Here is an 18,306-nt window from a genome sequence, read left to right on the forward strand (position 1 = left end):
GCGCCATGGCTGGGATGGGACCGAGTTGCTGAATGGTGACCCGGGCCAGGCGGCCGATGACCTCGCACAATGGGCCGAAAATCTCGAGCGCAAGGTCCAGCAGTACCAGAGCCTGCACGGCCGAATGGCAGCCGTTTCGGTGACTGAAACGTCCAGTGACCTGATCTGTCGTCGTGCGCGATGGTGCGCACAGGAACTGGGCAAAGCCGCGCCCGAGTGGTGCTGACAACGTTCACCGCTGGGTGGTAGGGATGGCCCCGGGCGATGATGTCGGCGACGTCGCGCATGTTTTCGCGGGTGTGCCCATCCGATTGCTAGCGCCTGGTTCGGCCGGTATCGACGCATCCGGTGGCAGACTGCGATTATGACGACGTTCGAGTGGGCCGACGTGGACAGCTTCATCGTGGACTCTTTGGTGGGAGGCGAGGATTCGACCGCGACGGCATTGGCCGCGAACGCGGCGGCCGGATTGCCCGCCATCGACGTATCACCGGCGCAAGGGAAGTTCCTGCACTTGATCGCGCGGTCGGTTCGCGCGCGACGGGTGCTGGAGATCGGGACGCTCGGTGGGTACAGCACGATCTGGCTGGCGCGGGCGGTGGGTAAGGACGGCCTGGTGGTCACCTTGGAATTCGAGCCGCGGCACGCGCGGGTCGCGCGCGAGAATCTGGATCGGGCCGGGGTCGGGGATCGGGTCGAGGTCCGGGTGGGCGCGGCGCTGGACAGTCTGCCGGTACTGGCGGACGAGGATCCGGAGCCGTTCGATCTGGTGTTCATCGATGCCGACAAGGTCAACAACTCGAACTATGTGCTGTGGGCACTGCGTTTGACCCGGCCCGGATCGGTGATCATCGTCGACAATGTCGTGCGCAATGGTGGTGTCGTCGACGAGAATTCGGACGATCCGGCCGTGCAGGCCAGCCGCGACCTGGTCGACCTGCTCGCCTCCGAACCGAGCCTCGACGCCACGGTGGTGCAAACCGTCGGTAGTAAGGGTTGGGACGGTTTCGCCTACGCCGTGGTCAACGGCGAGTTCACCGACTGAGCGTTGCTGACGGCCGGGCACGCCGCGTCGGAGTCGGGCAGCCCGGTTGATACCGACGCTCCGTAGGACGAACGAGGCTGTGACGGTTGATCTTCATTGGTCATCACGGACAACCTCGACCGTGCCGTGCGTGCCACGGTCGAGGGCTTCCGCGAGGAGAACGATCCGGGCTATCGCTCCTACGCCTGAAGTACCACCTTGCCGACGGTGCCGCGCGTCTCCAGCGCGCGGTGCGCGCCGACCGCATCGGACAGCGCGAATCGCTGGACCGCGGGCCGCAGTCGACCGGCTGCGGCCTCGGCCATCGCCTTGTCCTCGAGCGGGCGCAGATCGCCGCCGACCCGCTGCAGCAGCCGCGGTCCGACGACCAGTTCGGAGGTGATGCCACGCGTGGCCAACTCCTGCTCCGGCAGCGACCGCGGCGCACCGCTGGCCGCGCCGTAGCTGAGGTGCTGGCCGCCCTTGCCGAGCAGATCGATGGCGGCGCGGCTTATTTCGCCGCCGACACCGTCGAACAGTACGGTGGCGCGCCGGTCGCCGAGTCGCGCCGTGACCTGATCCGGCCAGTCGGGGAGTAGGTAGTCGATCGCGATATCCGCGCCATTGCGTTGCACCAGTTCGACTTTCGCGGGCCCACCGGCCAGACCGACCACCGTGGCCCCGACGTTCTTCGCATACTGAACCAGCAGGGTCCCGATACCGCCCGCCGCGGCGGCTACCACCACCACACTGTCGGGACCGAGTTCGGTGAACAATAAGATCCCCATGGTCGTTCGCCCGGTGCCGACGATCGCGACTGCCTCGGCCGCATCGAGATCGGCCGGAATCTCGTGCAGTCGAGCGGTTTCCGTCACGGCCAACTCGGCATAGCCGCCGGGTGCCATCCCGAGATGGGCGACGACCCGCTTGCCGAGCCAGGACGTATCGACATCCGGTCCGATCCGGTCCACGGTCCCGGCGACCTCACGGCCCGGGATGGTGGGCAACTGCGGCAGCGGGTACGGGCCGGGCTCGCCCCTGCGCAACGCGGTATCGATGACATGCACACCCGCCGCCGCGACCCGAATGAGCACCTGGCCCGGCCCCGGCACCGGATCGGAAACCGTTTCGTAGCGCAGATTCTCGGCCGGTCCAAAGGTATGAAGGCGGATGGCGTGCACGGTGACTCCTGTTCGTCGGCAGTGGAGTCAACCCTGCAACCTGAAGTGCCATTCAGGTCAAGGCGTGCTCGCCTGCACGCAACGGGCCTCGAATCCGTCGCAGAGCGCGGACAATCCCAGATACAGCAGATCCTCCGAGGTCAGATCGCTGACACCGCTGCCGTCCAGATCGGCGAGTGCGGCCGGAATCGGCAGCTGTGATTTTCCTTCCAGTAGGGCCCGCAGTCCGTTGGACCCCTCCGGATTCATGCCCTTGCGCGCGACCAGCGCACCACTGATGTGCGGAAGCGTGGCCCCGGAGATGTAGTTCCACACCGCGAATGCCATGGTGGCCGCCTCGCGGGTCGAGACATTCAACTCGCGCAGACCCTCGACCAGCCAGGCGAAGCAGGCCAGGCCCTGTGGGCCGAAACTGTAGCGGGGCATGGCGAAGGTGAGCAGCACCCACGGATGCTGTTGGTAAAGCGCCCAATCGATCTCGGCGGCAATACGGACTCGGTCGCGCCAGGTCCAGTTCTTGCCCTCCGGTGACGGATACGGGTTGCGAGCCGATATCTCATCGGTCATCAGGGCGAGCAGTTCGTCCTTATTCGCGACGTGCCGGTACAGCGACATGGCGCCGACGCCCATTCGCTCGGCGATATGTCGCATGGACAACCCGTCGAGCCCTTCCGCATCGGCGAGGGTGATCGCCGTGTCGACGATGGCGGCTCGAGTGAGCTTCGGCTCAGTCATCCCATGACTCGCTTCCGGTTTTGGACCCGCATGCGTACACTGTACCCGGACTGACGCGTACGCCGTACGCGACATGGAGAGGACATTCGGAATGACTCAGGTGGAGGCCGCGCCGGTGGCGACGGCGCCGACAGGTTCGCGGCGCGCTCGGCTCGGCCTCGCGGTGCTGCTGCTGCCGGTGCTGCTGGTGTCGATGGATATCTCGGTGCTGTTTCTGGCCATGCCGACGCTCACCCTCGATCTCGATCCGTCGGCCGCGCAGCAGCTGTGGATTCTCGATATCTACGGCTTCCTCATCGCGGGCCTGCTCATCACCATGGGCAATCTCGGGGATCGAATCGGACGGCGCAACATTCTGCTGGTCGGTGCCTCGGTATTCGGCATCGCCTCGATCATCGCGGCCTTCGCGCCGAGCGCGATGGTGTTGATCATCGCCAGGGCGCTGATGGGTATGGGCGGCGCGACCCTGCTGCCGTCGAGTCTCGCACTGATCTCCAGCCTGTTTCCGAATGCCCGTGAACGCGCCGCCGCGATCGGTGTGTGGACTGCGTTCTTCGCGGGCGGATCCGCGGTGGGTCCGATTCTCGGCGGGGTGCTGTTGCACCACTTCTGGTGGGGTTCGGTATTTCTCATCAACATTCCGGTGCTGCTGATCCTGCTCGCCTTCGGTCCGTTCGTACTGCCCGAACATCGCTCCGGTGTGGTCGGACCGCTCGATATTGCGAGTGTGCTGCTGTCGATCGGCGGCATCCTACCGGTGGTATACGCGGTCAAACAGATCGCGGCCGAAGGGTTCGACATCACATCGATCGTCATCGGACTCATCGGCGTCGTGCTACTCGCCGTCTTCGTGCGGCGGCAGCGACAGCTGGCCGAACCGCTGCTGGATCTGCGGTTGTTCCGGCGGGTGCAGTTCACGGTCGCCATCGGATCGAGTCTGGTCGGCATGATGTCGCTGGCGGCGATGAGCTATCTCACCAGCGTCTATCTGCAATCGGTGACCGGACGTGAGCCGCTGGCGGCCGCGCTGCTCGGGATTCCGATGGCGATCGCGGTGTTCGTCTGCTCGATGGGCGGTGCGCGGGTCGGGCACAAGCTCGGGGTGCGCTCCACCTTCGTGCTGGCGTTGCTGGCCTCGGCGGTCGGCAATGTGATGCTGATCGGTGTCGGTGTGGACGGCGGAATCGCCTGGTACCTGGCCGGATCCACGATCGCCGGAATCGGGTACGGCCTGGCGTTCACGCTGGTGTCGGATGTGGCGGTGTCCTCGGTGCCGCCCGAGCGGGCCGGTTCCGCGGTCGGGATCTCCGAGACCAGCTTCGAACTGGGCAATGCGCTCGGCCTCGCGCTGCTGGGTTCGATCGCCGCGCTGGTCTTCCGGTCGGGCGGTGACTATTCGGACACCCTCGGCGAGACCATCCAGCATGCGGACGGCAACACCGCACTGGTCGATTCCGCGCGCGAATCCTTCGTCTCCGGTATGCACGTGGCGACCTCGGTCGGCGCGGTGCTCTTGGTGGTTATGGGCGCGATTGCCGCGTTCGCACCGCGCTCGACCCCGGTATCCGACTGAACGCTCTCTGTGGCGGTATCCCCTCGGCCCGGGCCGGTGCATGGCTCACCTGGCCCACGCGCTGCGGCAGGCCGTCCTGCTGCACGGTGATCGAATACCGGCGACGGCGCGCCTACCTGGGATCGGGTGTAGTTCGCGATATAATTAGATGTCATGTTTTCGCATGACATCTCCTCGATCGAGGACTTCATTCGCAGTTACGACGAGATCGTCGCGGCGTCGGATTTTGCCGCTCTGCCAAGGCTTTTCGAGCCGGTCATCCTGGTCACGACGCCGACGTCGAGTCGCTGTGTGAGCCGGGCGGAGTTCATCGCCGCGGCCCGAGCGCGTGCACGCCAATTCGACTCCGGGTCCGCGCCGCACACGCGACTTGTCGAGCAGACGACCTTCGAATTCGGCGGGCACTACTGGCTCACCTCGGCGCGGTGGGCGCTCTCGCTCGGCGAACGCTCCCTCGACCTCTACAGTGACTTCCTGGTCCGATGCACCGACGATGGGCTGCGGATCGCGGCCTATCTGACTCGGCAGGATCTGCCGGAGCTGGTGCGGGGTGCGCTCGACAGGTGATCACGGGCGCGATACCGGGGGTGCGGGCGGCGATCGGCGCATACAGTCGAAGGCGTGAACGGCACGCCCGCTTCGAGCAATGGGCGGCCGCTCGCCGAGCGGGTGGCGAGCTGGCTGCTGTATCCGACCTCCCGGCCGCGCGAGAAATCCCTGCGCAAGGCGGTCGCGGGCCGGATCGTGCTGGTGACCGGCGCTTCACACGGCATCGGCAAGGCGAGCGCACGGAAATTGGCCGCGGCCGGTGGTGTGGTGCTGCTGGTGGCGCGGTCGGTCGATGACCTGGAGCAGGTGGCGGCCGAGATCACCGCCGAGGGCGGTGTCGCACAGGCATATCCGACGGATATGACCGATATGGACGCCGTCGAGAAGCTCGGCCGAGCGGTGTTGGCCGAACACGGTCATGTCGATGTGCTGATCAATAACGCGGGCAAGTCGATTCGCCGCTCGATCGACGAATCCTACGACCGTTTCCACGACTTCACGCGCACCATCGACGTGAACTATCTCGGTCCGGTCCGCCTACTGCTCACCTTGCTGCCGAGTATGCGCGAACGCAAACAGGGCCATATCGTCAACATATCTACCTGGGGTGTGCGCATGCCGCCCGCCCCACGGTGGGCCGCCTACGGCGCGTCCAAGTCTGCCTTCGATGTCTGGTTACGCAGTGCGGCAGCCGAAATCGCCGCCGACAAGGTCACCACCACCTCCATTTACATGCCGCTGGTGCATACCCGGATGAGCGCTCCGACCGACTTCAGTCGGATTCCCGGCCTCACCGTCGACGAAGCCTCCGATCTGGTCTGCCGCGCGGTCACGGCCAAACCGCGGGAGATCGCGCCCTGGTGGTCCCGTGAGGTCCAAGCCTGGACCGACCTGAAGCGCGGACAGGCCCAGCGCTTCATGGAGCGTGCATTCCGCCGCTGATCGCCAGCTCCATCAGTCCGATTTCTTGCGCGGGCGGGGGCCGATCTGGTCCAGCAGATCGTTGACCTCGTCCGGGAACCCATTGGTCACCGCCTTCGGCGTCTTGTTCGGGAACCGGCGCGTGACATGCTCTTGCGCGGCGGATCCCGGCAGGACGTAGACGGGTTCGGATTTGTTCTGCAGTGGCCGTACGACGTCGTCGAGGTGGCTCTTGCGATCGTCGAGGTAGGCGCCGATCACGTCCTCGCCCGCCGGGCAGACGGCCATACAGTAACCGGCCTTGTAGTTGGGTTTGAACGACAGGCTCTGCCACATCGAGAACGATTCGCCGGTGCTGACGCGCTCGCGGTACTCGGCGGCATTATCGCTGTCGGCCACGGTTTCGGCCCAATCGGTGAAGCCGCCCATGAACTCTCGATAGTTGTGCGTGTAGCAGGCCTGGAAATCGAAGCCGCCGTCGTTGGTGATCGCGCCGACCGGACATGCGGAGACGCAGAGCTTGCATTCCAGACAAGGGTTGAAATCGAGCGATGCGCTGGGTTCGTCGATCACCGCGTCGGTGACCACCGTGCCGAGCAGGATGAAGTTGCCGAACTTCGGGTGAATGACGTTGCGGTGGATACCCATAACGCCCAGCCCGGCGGCCTCGGCCACCACTTTGTGCGCGATCACCCAGATGCGACCGGGAAATTTGTCGACCTCCATCGGATATCCGGGCGCCGGATAGACGGCACGGTAACCGGCGTCCTGCAATGCTCTGGTGATACGGCGTGACACCTCGTTGGTCTCGTCGTCGGCGTGGTTGAACTCGGTGTTGGCGAGGCTGCGCATGGTGCTGCGCAGGTTGTCTCGGTTCATCCGGACGCAGAAGGCCACGAATGTGCGTGCGGAGGGCAAGATTTCGCGGGCATGCTCGAGTTCGACGGCCACGCGCGGGTCGTCGACCGGCACGAATCCGACATCGTCGGCTCCGGCCTCGAGGCAGAGTTCGCGCAGCCGCGAAACGCTCAGCACCGGATCCGGTGTCGTGCGCGCCTGTTCGGCCATCCGCTTGACGGTCGGGTGCTCCGCCAGCCGACGCTGCCCTATTGGTTCCTGATTCTCTGCCGACATCGGCCCTCCTCGTTAGCGCGAGACCGGCACGGCCTCAACAAGATAGACCCCGCCGAACACCGAAACTCATCGCACACCGGGCGTGTCGTGGGGGATGGGCGCTCGATTCGCGTCGGTTTCCTTCGGGAGTGACGTGGAGCAGGCCGACGTATCGAATCCGATATAACACCGTGCCGATCTACACCCTGTCCCGATCCGAAGATCATGTGTGGCCCGGTCGGGGTGAGGGAGCCCGGCCGTGTCACGCATAGGATCGACGGATGGACAGATCGGGAAGCAGTGGGTTGGCGACGTTGTTCGCGCTGGCCGATTCGCGGCTGCCGATCGGCGGGCATGTGCATTCCGGGGGTGTGGAGGAGGCGGTGGCGTCGGGGGTCGTGCGCGATGTCGCGACGGTCGAGTCGTATTTGCGGCGGCGGATCCGGACATCGGGGCTGGTTGTGGCGTCGTTGGCGGCGGCGGTGTGTGCGGGGAAGTTGGATGCGGTGCGGGCCGAAGCGGAGGCGGATGCGCGGACTCCGGCTCCGGCCGCACGGGCGGCGTCGCGGGCGCAGGGGCGTGGGTTGGCGCGATTGGCGAAACAGGTTTGGCCGGACGAGAATTGGACGGTTCTGGGTGTGCGACCGCATCTGTCCACGGCGTTCGGCGTGGTCGGGCACATCTGCGGGGTGACTCCGGAGGAGACTGCGGCTGTCGTCGTCTATACGACGATGACCGGCGCCGCGACCGCGGCGCAGCGGTTGCTGGCGCTGGATCCCGCGGCGGTCGCCGCATGCACGATTCGGCTCGGTGACCTCTGCGATCGAACCGCGGCCGAAGCCGCGACCGGACTCGCGGCGCTCTCGGATCCACTGCAGGACGTGCTCGCACAGCGACACCTTGTGCGCGATATGCCCCTGTTCGCGTCCTAAGTGCGCAATCGGCAAGGATGAAGGCGGAAAGGAGCACGATATGCCACCTCATCTGATCGACGGCGAGCCGCACGATCACTCCCACGACCGCCCCAAGCGTGCGCGCACGCTCGGTGAGGCGCTGCGCATCGGCGTCGGCGGACCGGTCGGTTCGGGCAAGACCGCCCTGGTGGCCGCCTTGTGCAGGCAGCTGCGCGACGAACTCTCGCTCGCAGTGCTGACCAATGACATCTACACCACCGAGGACGCCGACTTCCTGCGCCGCCACGCGGTGCTGCCGGACGAGCGGATCACCGCCGTACAGACCGGCGGCTGCCCGCATACCGCCATCCGCGACGACATCACCGCGAACCTCGACGCCATCGACGATCTGATCGCGGCCAATCCGCCGCTGGACCTGATCCTGGTGGAATCCGGCGGCGATAACCTCACCGCCACCTTCTCCTCCGGCCTGATCGATGTGCAGATCTTCGTCATCGACGTGGCGGGCGGGGACAAGGTGCCGCGCAAGGGCGGGCCCGGCGTGACCTTCTCGGATCTGCTGGTGATCAATAAGACCGACCTCGCCCCGCTGGTCGGCGCCGACCTCGACGTGATGGAGCGCGATGCCGCGAAGGTCCGTGAGGGCCGCCGGACCGCGATGATCTCGCTGACCGAGGATCCGGCCGCCACCGCCGTGCTCGCCTGGGTACGCGAGCAGCTGCACGCGATCGCCGAGCAGGATAGGTCGGCCACCGAATCCGCTGTTGCGCACTGAGGTTCGCATTGTCGCGGCCGTCGGCACGCTGCCCGAGATCCATGCGCGCGGCGGGCTGGCGGCTCGGCGCACCGGTCCGGACACCGTCCATCTGATCGGTACTGCCGCGACCCCGCTCGGTGGTGACGAGCTCGATATCGAGATCGTGGTCGGCGCGGGCGCACGGTTGGTCGTGCGGTCGGTCGCGGCCACCATCGCACTGCCGAGTGCGGCGACGCCATTGTCGTTGGCGCACTGGCGTTTCGACGTCGCAGGCGAGTTGGATTTCGATCCGGAGCCGACAATTGTCGCTGGCGGCGCACACCATCACGCCGTGACCGAGGTGCGCTTGACCCCCGAGGGGCGGCTACGGTTGCGCGAACGTGTGCAAATCGGCCGCACCGGCGAGGACGGCGGTGGCTGGCGCGGCGACCTCATCGCCGACGTCGGCGATATGCCGCTGTTGCGGCACCGGCTGGAACTCGGCGCGGACGGTGCGACTGACGACAACCTCTCCGCGCCAAGGGCATTGGACAGTGAACTCGTCTACCCCGACGACCGGCCCGCGGATACGACCGGTTTGGTCGCATCCCGCCTCCCGCTGGCCATCGGCGGAACGCTGTCCACCCGAACCGGCGTGCTGCTCGGCCTCAGCGGCTAGCTTCCGATTCGCCGACGCGGATTGTGTTGTCGGTCACAGCTGCGGGGGTGCTCGGACCCGGATGGGTGTAGCGGCGGTCCGGGCGGGGGAATGAAAAGAGGTGGGAGCCCGACAGCGTCGTCAGGTTCCCACCTCTGTCCGGCGTTCCGTCAGTCGCCGACGGCCCGCGAGGGCGCGTTCAACGCGTTGAACGCGCCGACAGCCGCACCGGCTGCCGCTCCGATGGCGGCCGCGGGGGCCGTGATCACTGCCGCGCCGAACGTCGCACCGAGCACGGGGCCAGCGACGATGCCGACCGGCACGAACGGAAGTCCGACGACCAATCCCAGCGCGCCGCCCACCAGCGCGGAGGTTGCCGCGACCGGGGCCGACGAGGCCGCCCCCGCCAGCGCACCCATGGCGGCGGTGCCCATGGTTTGCCCGGCGATCCGGTCCGAACGGCTGCGTTCCATTCCGATCGAATCGAGGAATGTCGCCAGATCGGCCTCGGCCAGGGCGGCGCTGTCGTTGATCTGGATTGCCTGCTCCTGATTGATCCAGTCCGGTGCGTCGACGACCACGTCACCGAAGCGGAACTTGCCCGGCGGTGGCGCGATCGGCGGCACCGGAGCAACGGCGGTGGGTGGGTGCAGTACGCCGACCGGCGCGAGGTATCTCTTATCCGGTGCGGGCCGTGACCACTGCAACGAGCTCATGGTGTCGTCCGGGATGGTGAGTCCCTCGTAGGGCGCCGCATTGGGCGCATCGGCCGCGGGCCACTGCGTCTTCGGCTCGGGCTGGGTCACCGTATTCGACTGTGCGGGCTCGGCATTCGCGGTGCCGGTCCCCACCAGGGCCAGAACGAGCGGTACCGCACCCGCCGCGACCATTGTCCCCATCTTCTGCCGCTGCGGGTTAGGAACTCTGTGCTTGCCTGTCCCCATACATCGCCTTTCATCCGGAGAAATGTCAAAGCACATTCGGACCAGATGGGCAGCCGGATGGGTGGGATTTGCGACTGGCAAACAGAAGGGTCGGGTTCCGAGCGGCTCAGCCCGCCTTGCGGCCAGCCGCCTTATCGGTGAGCGCGACCTTCCCGTTCTCCGCGGGCGGCGCACCGAGCGCAGCCGCGAGTTCGTCGGCCTCTTGTTGATCGGCCTGCACCGCCTCCACCGCGAGTCGGGCGAACACCCACTGCTCGGTGGCGGCCATCTGCCCGCGGGTGCGGCCGAGGAAGGTTACGAACCACTGGATGACGGTGATGATCCGGCTGCGATAGCCGACCAGGTAGTACAGGTGCAGTGCCAGCCAGGCCAGCCATGCGATGAACCCGCCGAACTCCAGCTTGCCGACCTGGCAGACGGCGCTGAACCGTGACACCGTCGCCATGCTGCCCTTGTTGAAGTATTTGAACGGCTGACGATCCTGCGGCGCTTGGCCTTTCAGCCCGGCCTTGATCTGCTTGGCCGCATAGGTCGAGCCTTGGATCGCGCCCTGCGCCTGACCGGGCACATTCGGCACCGACATCAGGTCGCCGACGACGAAGACGTTCGGATGACCCTTGACGGTGAGATCGGGTTCGACGATCACGCGACCGGCGCGGTCGACCTCGGTGCCGTCGGACTGGTCGGCGAGCATCTTGCCCAACGGGCTGGCCTGCACACCGGCCGACCACACCTTGCACGAGGATTCGATGCGACGGGTGGTGCCGTCGGCGTCCTTCACCGTGACACCGTGTGCGTCGACATTGGTGACCATGGCGTTGAGCTGGATCTCCACGCCCATCTTCTCGAGCCGCCGCTTCGCCTTACCGCCGAGCTTCGGGCCCATCGGGCCGAGCACCGCGCCGGCGCCCTCGACCAGGATCACCCTGGCATCGCGCGGATCGATGTTGTGGAAGGTGCCTTCCAGGGTGCGATCGGCGAGTTCGGCGATCTGCCCCGCCAGCTCGACACCGGTGGGTCCGGCGCCGATCACCACGAAGGTGAGCAGCCGGTCCCGCAGTTCCTGCGTGGTGGCCAGTTCGGCCCCTTCGAACGCGCCCAGGATGCGCGCGCGTAGTTCCAGCGCGTCATCGATCGTCTTCATGCCGGGGGCGTAGGTGGCGAACTGGTCGTTACCGAAGTAGGACTGCTGCGCGCCGGTCGCCACGATCAGGCTGTCGAAGTGGGTGACCGTGTTCTGGTTGAGCAGCTGCGAGGTGACCGTCTGCTGCGCGAGGTCGATATTGATGACATCGCCGAGCAACACCTGCGCGTTCTTCTGTTTGCGCAGCACCAGCCGGGTCGCGGGGGCGATCTCGCCGACGGAGAGGATTCCGGTGGCCACCTGGTAGAGCAGCGGCTGGAACAGGTGGGTCGAGGTCTTCGAGATCAGGGTGACGTCGACATCGGCCCGCTTGAGGTGCTTGGTTCCGAACAAGCCGCCGAAGCCCGACCCGATCACCACGACCCGGTGGCGATGGTTCTCCTCGACAGACTGAGTGCTCATCGTCGGTGCTCCTCAAACCTGGGGTGCGGCCCCTCGAACGTTACTGACCCGACTTACGGTAGTCGGCGCTCCGCTGGCCGTCACGGCGAGATCCCGGTTGCCGATGTGCCGATCTTTCCAGCGACCCGCAAGCGGCCGCTACCGTGGCGATACCCCTCTGCTGTCGAATACGATAGATCATGTCCGAGAATGTGTCGTTGATCGACATTCCTGACGACCACGTCATCGATCGACTATTGCGCCGGGTTCCCGAGCGCAGTCAGGTACTGGCCACACCGCCACCCGGCAGTAGCACGACCGCGGTGCGCGGCGATGCCGGACTCCCGTATTTCGGGCGAGGGCTGCATTATCTGCGCTGGGGTCCGGCCGAGATGATGCAGCGGTATCGCCGATTCGGCCCGGTGTCACTGAATTCATCGCTGGGATTGGACCGGGTACTGGTCTGTGGACCGGAGGCGATCGATGAGGTGCTCGGCAAGCGGCGTCGCGATTTCGGCCAGGGGTGGGACTACTTCATCGGCCCGTTCTTCGGGCGCGGACTTCTGCTACTCGAATTCGACGAGCACATGTTCCATCGCCGGATCATGCAGCAGGCATTCACCAGAGAGCGGCTGGAGGCGCATCTGGCGACGTTGACACCGCTGGCGCGGGCGGGGATCGCTCGGTGGGCGCCGGAGCGGGGCGGCACGGTCCGGCTTTATCCGACGATCAAGGAATTGACCCTGGAAATCGCGGGCGAGACCTTTATGGCTGTCGATGTCGGCGTGCAGCGCCGCAAGCTCGTCGATGCGTTCATCGATTGCACCCATGCCGGGCTTTCGATCATTCGACATCCGGTGCCCGGCGGCAACTGGCGCGCCGGGTTGCGCGGGCGCAAGGTGCTCGAACAGTACTTCACCGAAATGCTGCCGCAGAAGCGTCGGACCGAGTCGGCGGATTTCTTCTCCGGACTGTGTCATGCGCGCAGCGAGGACGGCGCCGAATTCAGCGATGCGGATGTGGTGAACCACATGATCTTCCTGATCATGGCCGCGCACGACACCACGACGACCACCGCCACCGCCGTCGCCTACTACCTCGGCAAACATCCCGAATGGCAGCGGCGGGTGCGGGCCGAAGTGCTGACCATCGATGCGGAAATCGGCAGTGCCGCACCGACGATTGCCGACCTGGACCGGATGCACGACCTGGATCTCGTCATCAAGGAGAGCCTGCGGTTGATGCCGCCGGTACCCGGACTGGTGCGCCGTGCGGTGCGCGATACCGAAATTCTCGGGCATTACATTCCCGCTGGTACGCCCATCGATTGCGCGTACCACATCAACCACTTCCTGCCGGAGCTGTGGACCCGGCCGGAAGTGTTCGATCCCGAACGTTTCGGCGAAGCACGGCGCGAGGACAAATCGCATCGACTCGCCTGGGTGCCGTTCGGGGCGGGCGCGCACAAGTGCATCGGTATGCACTTCGGAACACTCGAGGTGAAGACGATCATCGCGGCACTGGTGCGCGACTATGAGTGGGAACTCCCGGAGGATTACCGAATGCCGTGGGGATTCACGACAATTCCGTTCCCCCGGGATGGTGCGCCCGTATTGTTGCGTCCGCGAGCTGGTCGCTCGAATCGACTCAGCGTCCGCTGAAAAGCAACTCGGCGACCTTGGTGTCGGTGGCGGCGCCCTCGGTGTAGCCGCCATCGCCGCCGAGCGAACTCATGATGGCCAGGGTGTAGCGCTCGCCCGGACCTGCGAAGCCGACCGAATTGACGACCCAGCCGCCCTGTTCCTCGGACCAGCCGTTCTTGAGGCCGGGCCGCATCGCCGCGCCCGCACCCCAGAGGCCCCAGTGCTGGTTGCTGTCGACCGCGCGCATGCGGTCGAACAGATAGTTCCGGTCGTCGGGATGCATATGGTCGAAGATGGAGTCCATCAGCCGATCCAGATCGGCGGCCGTGCACTTCTGGAACGACCAGTCCGGGAACATCGCAGTATTCGTCGGCTGCGGAACCAGTGTGACCATGCCATTGGCGCGGAAGGCATTGTTATAGGCCATCCGATCGATGCCCGCGTACTTGTTCCAGAGAATGTCGGCGGCCTGGTCATTGGACGTGGCGAGCATCGATTCCATCAGGGCGCGGTCGTCCGGACCGAGGCCGATCGCGCCGGCCCGGGCGCGGTTGAGCAGATCGACGGCGATCGCCAATTTGATGGTCGAGGCGGTCCAGACCGAATTCTCCGCGTTCTCGTTCGCGTACACCCCGCCGCTGACCCGATCACGGACGACGTAACCCGTCACGCCGGGCCGATTCTTCAAATACGCATCGACAGCGGCGATTCGGCTGCTCATATCGCAATCGAAACCGGCCAGACAGCCTTGCATATGCGCCGGAGGCGCGGCAAAGGCCGACGGAATCAGCGCGGGGGTAGTGGGGACCAAGATCGCCGCAGCGGCGAGGAGAGAGGCGGAGGCGTGACGCACGAGGCAACACGATCGCACATCGGCGGGCCGGACGCACGTCTTGAGCTCTGACCGACGCTGTGATAGGGCCCGTTGCGTGCTTGCACTGCAGTGTCTTTCGCCGGAGCACCTAATGAAAGGCCGCGTGCAGTTCCTCGACGGTGCGCCCGTTGAGGCGGTAACAATGGGCGAAGGCCTCGGCATGTCGGTCGCGGGGCCAGGTGTGTAGCACGACGGTACGGCCATATGAGCGCGAGTTGACCAGCTCCCATCGGTCACCGACGCGACGGACTGTGAACCCGCCTCTCGGAACCAGGGGAATCACCATCGCCATCATCGAACGCGAACCAGCCTTTCGTGCAGCTATCCCGTTCCTCCCCGGTTGAGCACTGTTGCACATCGAGGGCCTCGATCCGAGGTGACACGACGAAGTAAATCGTTCGCGTGTGGCTTATTTCACTCCCACGGGAGTGGGGCCGGAAGGTTGCGTGCTGGTCGCTGGGCGTATAAACGTGCGGGAGTGTCGAGGCGTGCGGATAGGCGACTTGACGCGCAGTGCGGACATACCGGACCAACCAACGAGAGGGCGCACATGCCGCTGCACATCCATCGTGCCGAGCGCGCCGATACGTTGGCGGAGTCGCTGGCCGGACTGCTTGCCGAGCCGTTGCCGGACGCGCTCGCGGCCGAGGTGGTCGCCGTGCCCGCGAAGGGTGTCGAGCGGTGGTTGACGCAACGGCTGTCGACCGTGCTCGGCGTGTCGGGGCGTTCGGATGGTGTTGCCGCGAACATCGAATTCCCGTCTCCCGGTGCGTTGGTCGCCCAAGTGCTCGCGGCGGCGAGTGGGGTGGCGCCCGAGGCCGATCCGTGGGCGTCCGAGCAGGTCGTATGGACACTGCTGCGGGTGATCGACGCGTCGCTGGCCGAACCGTGGAGTGCGGTGCTCGCGCGGCATCTCGGGGCCGGGGAGCCGGGCGGACATCGCGTCGGCCGTCGGTACGGCACCGCCGCACATCTTGCGGCGTTGTTCGACAGCTATGCCGCGCAGCGGCCCGGATTGATCATGGCGTGGGCTGGCGGTTCCGATATCGATGGTGCGGGGCGGGCGGTGCCGGATGATCAGTTGTGGCAACCACAGTTGTGGCGGAGATTGCGGGCCGAGGTCGGGGTGCCGAGTCCGGCCGAACGGCTCGATGCGGCCTGTGCTCGCTTGCGGGCCGAGCCGGAATTGGTCGATCTGCCCGAGCGGGTGTCGTTGTTCGGGATGACGCGGTTGCCGACCGATCAGCTGGCGGTGTTGTCGGCATTGGCCGAACGGCGCGCGGTGCATGTGTGGCTCGCGCATCCGAGTCCGGCGATGTGGGCGGAACTGGGCGGGCTGGTGCCCGCGATCGCGCGGGGCGATGACGTCAGCGCGACGGTGGTTCGGCATCCGCTGCTGGCGGGGCTCGGGCGTGACGTGCGCGAACTCCAGCAGCGACTCATCGGTGCGGGCGCCATCGACGTGCACCATGCGGCTGTTGTCCCGATACCCGGTGGCAGGCAAGGAGATTCGGGTGCAACGCTGCTGACCGCGCTGCAATCCGGGATACGCGACGATCTGTGGCCGCCGGTGCCCGCGAGCTTCGACGACGCGACGGTCCAGGTGCACTCGTGCCATGGACCCGCGCGGCAGGTGGAAGTGTTGCGGGAATGCCTGCTCGGATTGTTCGCGGCCGATCACACGCTGGAACCGCGGGATGTGCTGATCATGTGTCCCGAGGTCGAGGCGTACGCACCACTGGTGCGGGCGGCGTTCGGGCAGAAGCTGGTGGGATCGGTTGAGTCGGTAAGTGATTCGGCTCATCCGGCGCATCTGCTGCGAGTGCGGCTCGCGGATCGGGGGCGCGGGGTGACCAATCCGATGCTCGCGGTGATCGCGGTGCTGCTCGAGCTCGCCGATGGGCGAGTTACCGTGACCCAGGTCTTGGATCTGGCGGCGTCCGAAACCGTCCGGCGCCGTTGCGGTTTCGATGACGACGATATCGAGCGGTTGCGTGAATGGGCGGCCGAATCCGGTGCGCGGTGGGGGATCGGCCAGCGGCAGCGCCAAGCGTTCGGACTGGCCGACTTCGCGCAGAACACGCTGAACAGTGCGGTGGACCGGATCCTGCTCGGGGTGACCGCGGACGAATCCTCCGATGACTGGCTGGATCTCGCGCTGCCCCTGGACGATGTGGACAGCAACGATGTCGATCTCGCCGGTCGGTTCGCGGAATTCATCGACCGCCTCGCGGTGTGCCTGCGGGACCTGCGTGGGCCGCGTCCGGCCCATGAATGGGCCCAGGTCCTCGGCCGCTGCCTCGATCTGCTCACCGATGTACCCGATAGCCAGGCGTGGGTGCGCACCGAGGCCCGCCGCGAGTTGGCCGCGGCGACCGACCATGCGGACGATGTGCCGTTGCGGCTGGCCGATATCGGAGTGCTGTTGTCGAGTCGACTCGCGGCGCAACCGACCAGAGCCAACTTCCGTACCGGTGAGCTGACCGTGTGCACCCTGGTGCCGATGCGTTCGGTACCGCACCGGGTGGTGGTGCTGCTCGGGCTCGATGACGAGGTCTTCCCGCGCACCAGTGGTGTCGACGGCGATGACGTGCTCGCGCGCAATTCGCTACTCGGCGAACGGGATGCGCGCAGCGAGGACCGTCAGCTGCTGTTGGACGCGGTGCTCGCGGCCACGGAGCGGCTGCTGATCTTCCACACCGGTGCCGACCCGGTGACCGGCGCGCACCGCCCGCCCGCGATCCCGGTCGCCGAATTGCTCGACGCGTTGCGCGCGCATGTCGACGCGGATGGAATGGACGCGGTGGTAACCCGACATCCGTTGCAGGGCTTCGACCGTCGCAACTTTCACGCCGAGCGTCCGTTCAGCTTCGATACCGTCGCACTGGCCGGAGCCCAGGCGACCGGACAGCCCGCGCAGCCGCGGGCCGCATTCCTGCCCGAGCCACTGCCCGCGCCCGAACTCACCGATGTCGCACTGGCCGATCTGATTTCGTTTGTCGAGCATCCGGTGCGCGCATTCCTCTGGCAGCGCCTCGGCCTGCGCGTGCCCGAGCACGATGAGGACATCGCCGACCGGCTGCCCATCGAACTCGACGGCCTCGCGAAATGGGAATTGGGCGAACGCCTGCTGACCGCGCGTCTCACCGGTGCGGACCCATCGACCCTGCGCGCGGCGGAATGGCGGCGCGGGACGCTACCGCCATTCGGATTCGGCGGCGCGGTCCTCGACGAGGTGGAATCCACCGTCGACAAGTTGGTCCGGGCAGCCCTGCCGGAGTACGAAGCCCCGGCGCGTGCGGTCGATATCGCGGTGGATCTGGGCAACGGCCGCCGACTCACCGGGACGGTGCCCGAGGTGCGCGGGGAATCGTTGGTTCGCACCACGTTCTCCCGGCTCGCTCCGAAACATCGCATCGCCGCGTGGGTTTCGCTGCTCGCCCTAGCCGTCACCGAGGACCGCAGTTGGCGCACGGTCACCACCGGCCGTGGCCAATTCGGTCGACCCGCATGGCGTTCCGAGCTGACGGCCCCGGAACCGCCTGCCGCACTGACGATCCTGCGCGAGCTGGTCCGGTTGCGCGACGCGGGTCTGACCGAACCGCTCCCGATCGCTCCCTCCGCCACCGCCGTCTATGCCGAACGCCGCTTCCGAGGTTCGAACACCGAGGAGGCCGCCACCGCCGCCGAACGCGAGTTCAACGGGGGCCCCAATGGCCCCGGCCCCTTCGGCGACCACACCGACCGCCACCTCCGCTACATCTGGGGCCGAGCCCCGCGCCTCGAACACCTCATGGCGAGCCCTGCCCCGGCAGGTGAACCCGGCGAAGCCACCCGCTTCGGTTCCTTGGCCCGCCGCATGTGGGCGCCGCTGCTCGCCGCCGAGAATCAGGGGCAACCGTGAGTGGCGATTCGA

At 66.5% G+C, this 18,306-nt stretch carries 15 protein-coding genes; 9 read left to right on the forward strand and 6 right to left on the reverse strand.

Annotation, left to right across the window (positions count from 1 at the left end; all coding sequences use genetic code 11):
- Positions 1 to 364: 364 nt before the first annotated feature.
- A complete protein-coding gene (locus ACQP1G_RS18705) occupies positions 365 to 1,045 on the forward strand; it encodes an O-methyltransferase (protein ID WP_433205803.1) in 681 nt (226 codons plus the stop codon).
- A 179-nt stretch (positions 1,046 to 1,224) separates the two neighbouring features.
- Here ACQP1G_RS18705 and ACQP1G_RS18710 read toward each other — a convergent pair whose 3' ends face one another.
- On the reverse strand, positions 1,225 to 2,205 hold the full coding sequence (locus ACQP1G_RS18710) for a zinc-binding dehydrogenase (protein WP_433205806.1): 981 nt from the start codon (positions 2,203 to 2,205) through the stop codon (positions 1,225 to 1,227).
- A gap of 57 nt (positions 2,206 to 2,262) precedes the next feature.
- On the reverse strand, positions 2,263 to 2,940 hold the full coding sequence (locus tag ACQP1G_RS18715) for a TetR/AcrR family transcriptional regulator (RefSeq protein ID WP_433205809.1): 678 nt from the start codon (positions 2,938 to 2,940) through the stop codon (positions 2,263 to 2,265).
- Positions 2,941 to 3,031: 91 nt separating this feature from the next.
- On the opposite strand from ACQP1G_RS18715, the gene ACQP1G_RS18720 reads away from it, so the two are divergent.
- The 3 genes from ACQP1G_RS18720 (at position 3,032) to ACQP1G_RS18730 (ending at position 6,004) form a co-directional block, all read left to right on the forward strand.
- Complete coding sequence (locus ACQP1G_RS18720; protein WP_433205812.1) at positions 3,032 to 4,513, forward strand: MFS transporter; 1,482 nt, start codon at positions 3,032 to 3,034, stop codon at positions 4,511 to 4,513.
- 153 nt (positions 4,514 to 4,666) lie between these two features.
- Positions 4,667 to 5,080, forward strand: coding sequence for a hypothetical protein (locus ACQP1G_RS18725; RefSeq protein ID WP_433205815.1), 414 nt, complete (start codon positions 4,667 to 4,669; stop codon positions 5,078 to 5,080).
- Positions 5,081 to 5,134: 54 nt separating this feature from the next.
- A complete protein-coding gene (locus tag ACQP1G_RS18730; protein WP_433205818.1) occupies positions 5,135 to 6,004 on the forward strand; it encodes an SDR family NAD(P)-dependent oxidoreductase in 870 nt (289 codons plus the stop codon).
- A gap of 12 nt (positions 6,005 to 6,016) precedes the next feature.
- On the opposite strand, the gene ACQP1G_RS18735 is transcribed toward ACQP1G_RS18730, so the two are convergent.
- Positions 6,017 to 7,117, reverse strand: a complete 1,101-nt coding sequence (locus ACQP1G_RS18735; RefSeq protein WP_433205822.1) for an epoxyqueuosine reductase — start codon at positions 7,115 to 7,117, stop codon at positions 6,017 to 6,019.
- A gap of 260 nt (positions 7,118 to 7,377) precedes the next feature.
- Here ACQP1G_RS18735 and ACQP1G_RS18740 point away from each other — a divergent pair, with 260 nt between their 5' ends.
- Genes ACQP1G_RS18740 through ACQP1G_RS18750 form a run of 3 tightly spaced genes read left to right on the forward strand, consistent with a single transcriptional unit; the run spans position 7,378 to position 9,425 of the window.
- Positions 7,378 to 8,028, forward strand: a complete 651-nt coding sequence (locus tag ACQP1G_RS18740; RefSeq protein WP_433205825.1) for an urease accessory protein UreF — start codon at positions 7,378 to 7,380, stop codon at positions 8,026 to 8,028.
- Between the two features lie 40 nt (positions 8,029 to 8,068).
- The gene (gene ureG, locus ACQP1G_RS18745) at positions 8,069 to 8,785 is read left to right on the forward strand and encodes an urease accessory protein UreG (protein WP_433205828.1); all 717 of its coding nucleotides are present in this window, start codon (positions 8,069 to 8,071) and stop codon (positions 8,783 to 8,785) included.
- A complete protein-coding gene (locus tag ACQP1G_RS18750; RefSeq protein ID WP_433205831.1) occupies positions 8,775 to 9,425 on the forward strand; it encodes an urease accessory protein UreD in 651 nt (216 codons plus the stop codon). The genes ureG and ACQP1G_RS18750 overlap by 11 nt, the downstream gene beginning before the upstream one ends.
- Before the next feature lie 149 nt (positions 9,426 to 9,574).
- Here the strand turns inward: ACQP1G_RS18750 and ACQP1G_RS18755 are convergent, their stop codons facing one another.
- The gene (locus ACQP1G_RS18755) at positions 9,575 to 10,303 is read right to left on the reverse strand and encodes a hypothetical protein (RefSeq protein WP_433205834.1); all 729 of its coding nucleotides are present in this window, start codon (positions 10,301 to 10,303) and stop codon (positions 9,575 to 9,577) included.
- Between the two features lie 151 nt (positions 10,304 to 10,454).
- A complete protein-coding gene (locus ACQP1G_RS18760) occupies positions 10,455 to 11,894 on the reverse strand; it encodes an NAD(P)/FAD-dependent oxidoreductase (protein WP_433205837.1) in 1,440 nt (479 codons plus the stop codon).
- A 179-nt stretch (positions 11,895 to 12,073) separates the two neighbouring features.
- Between ACQP1G_RS18760 and ACQP1G_RS18765 the strand changes: the two genes are divergently transcribed.
- Entirely contained in the window at positions 12,074 to 13,534 is a 1,461-nt protein-coding gene (locus ACQP1G_RS18765) for a cytochrome P450 (RefSeq protein ID WP_433205840.1), read from the forward strand.
- Here the strand turns inward: ACQP1G_RS18765 and ACQP1G_RS18770 are convergent.
- Positions 13,521 to 14,237 (reverse strand): tat pathway signal sequence, encoded by a 717-nt coding sequence (locus tag ACQP1G_RS18770; protein WP_433205843.1) that lies wholly within the window; start codon positions 14,235 to 14,237, stop codon positions 13,521 to 13,523. The two genes, ACQP1G_RS18765 and ACQP1G_RS18770, sit on opposite strands and share 14 nt — an antisense overlap.
- Before the next feature lie 703 nt (positions 14,238 to 14,940).
- On the opposite strand from ACQP1G_RS18770, the gene recC reads away from it, so the two are divergent.
- Positions 14,941 to 18,294, forward strand: coding sequence for an exodeoxyribonuclease V subunit gamma (recC, locus tag ACQP1G_RS18775; RefSeq protein ID WP_433205845.1), 3,354 nt, complete (start codon positions 14,941 to 14,943; stop codon positions 18,292 to 18,294).
- Positions 18,295 to 18,306 lie beyond the last annotated feature (12 nt).

The sequence above is a fragment of the Nocardia sp. CA-107356 genome (genome assembly GCF_050946365.1).
Lineage (GTDB): Bacteria > Actinomycetota > Actinomycetes > Mycobacteriales > Mycobacteriaceae > Nocardia.

Excerpts from the sequence above, each read along its gene's own strand:
- ACQP1G_RS18720 (WP_433205812.1), top strand. The coding sequence starts at position 3,032 with ATGACTCAGGTGGAGGCCGCGCCGGTGGCGACGGCGCCGACAGGTTCG.
- ACQP1G_RS18705 (WP_433205803.1), top strand. The coding sequence starts at position 365 with ATGACGACGTTCGAGTGGGCCGACGTGGACAGCTTCATCGTGGACTCT.
- ACQP1G_RS18740 (WP_433205825.1), top strand. The coding sequence starts at position 7,378 with ATGGACAGATCGGGAAGCAGTGGGTTGGCGACGTTGTTCGCGCTGGCC.
- ureG (WP_433205828.1), top strand. The coding sequence starts at position 8,069 with ATGCCACCTCATCTGATCGACGGCGAGCCGCACGATCACTCCCACGAC.
- ACQP1G_RS18725 (WP_433205815.1), top strand. The coding sequence starts at position 4,667 with ATGTTTTCGCATGACATCTCCTCGATCGAGGACTTCATTCGCAGTTAC.
- ACQP1G_RS18735 (WP_433205822.1), bottom strand. The coding sequence starts at position 7,117 with ATGTCGGCAGAGAATCAGGAACCAATAGGGCAGCGTCGGCTGGCGGAG.
- ACQP1G_RS18755 (WP_433205834.1), bottom strand. The coding sequence starts at position 10,303 with ATGGGGACAATGGTCGCGGCGGGTGCGGTACCGCTCGTTCTGGCCCTG.
- ACQP1G_RS18765 (WP_433205840.1), top strand. The coding sequence starts at position 12,074 with ATGTCCGAGAATGTGTCGTTGATCGACATTCCTGACGACCACGTCATC.
- recC (WP_433205845.1), top strand. The coding sequence starts at position 14,941 with ATGCCGCTGCACATCCATCGTGCCGAGCGCGCCGATACGTTGGCGGAG.
- ACQP1G_RS18770 (WP_433205843.1), bottom strand. The coding sequence starts at position 14,237 with ATGAGCAGCCGAATCGCCGCTGTCGATGCGTATTTGAAGAATCGGCCC.
- ACQP1G_RS18715 (WP_433205809.1), bottom strand. The coding sequence starts at position 2,940 with ATGACTGAGCCGAAGCTCACTCGAGCCGCCATCGTCGACACGGCGATC.
- ACQP1G_RS18760 (WP_433205837.1), bottom strand. The coding sequence starts at position 11,894 with ATGAGCACTCAGTCTGTCGAGGAGAACCATCGCCACCGGGTCGTGGTG.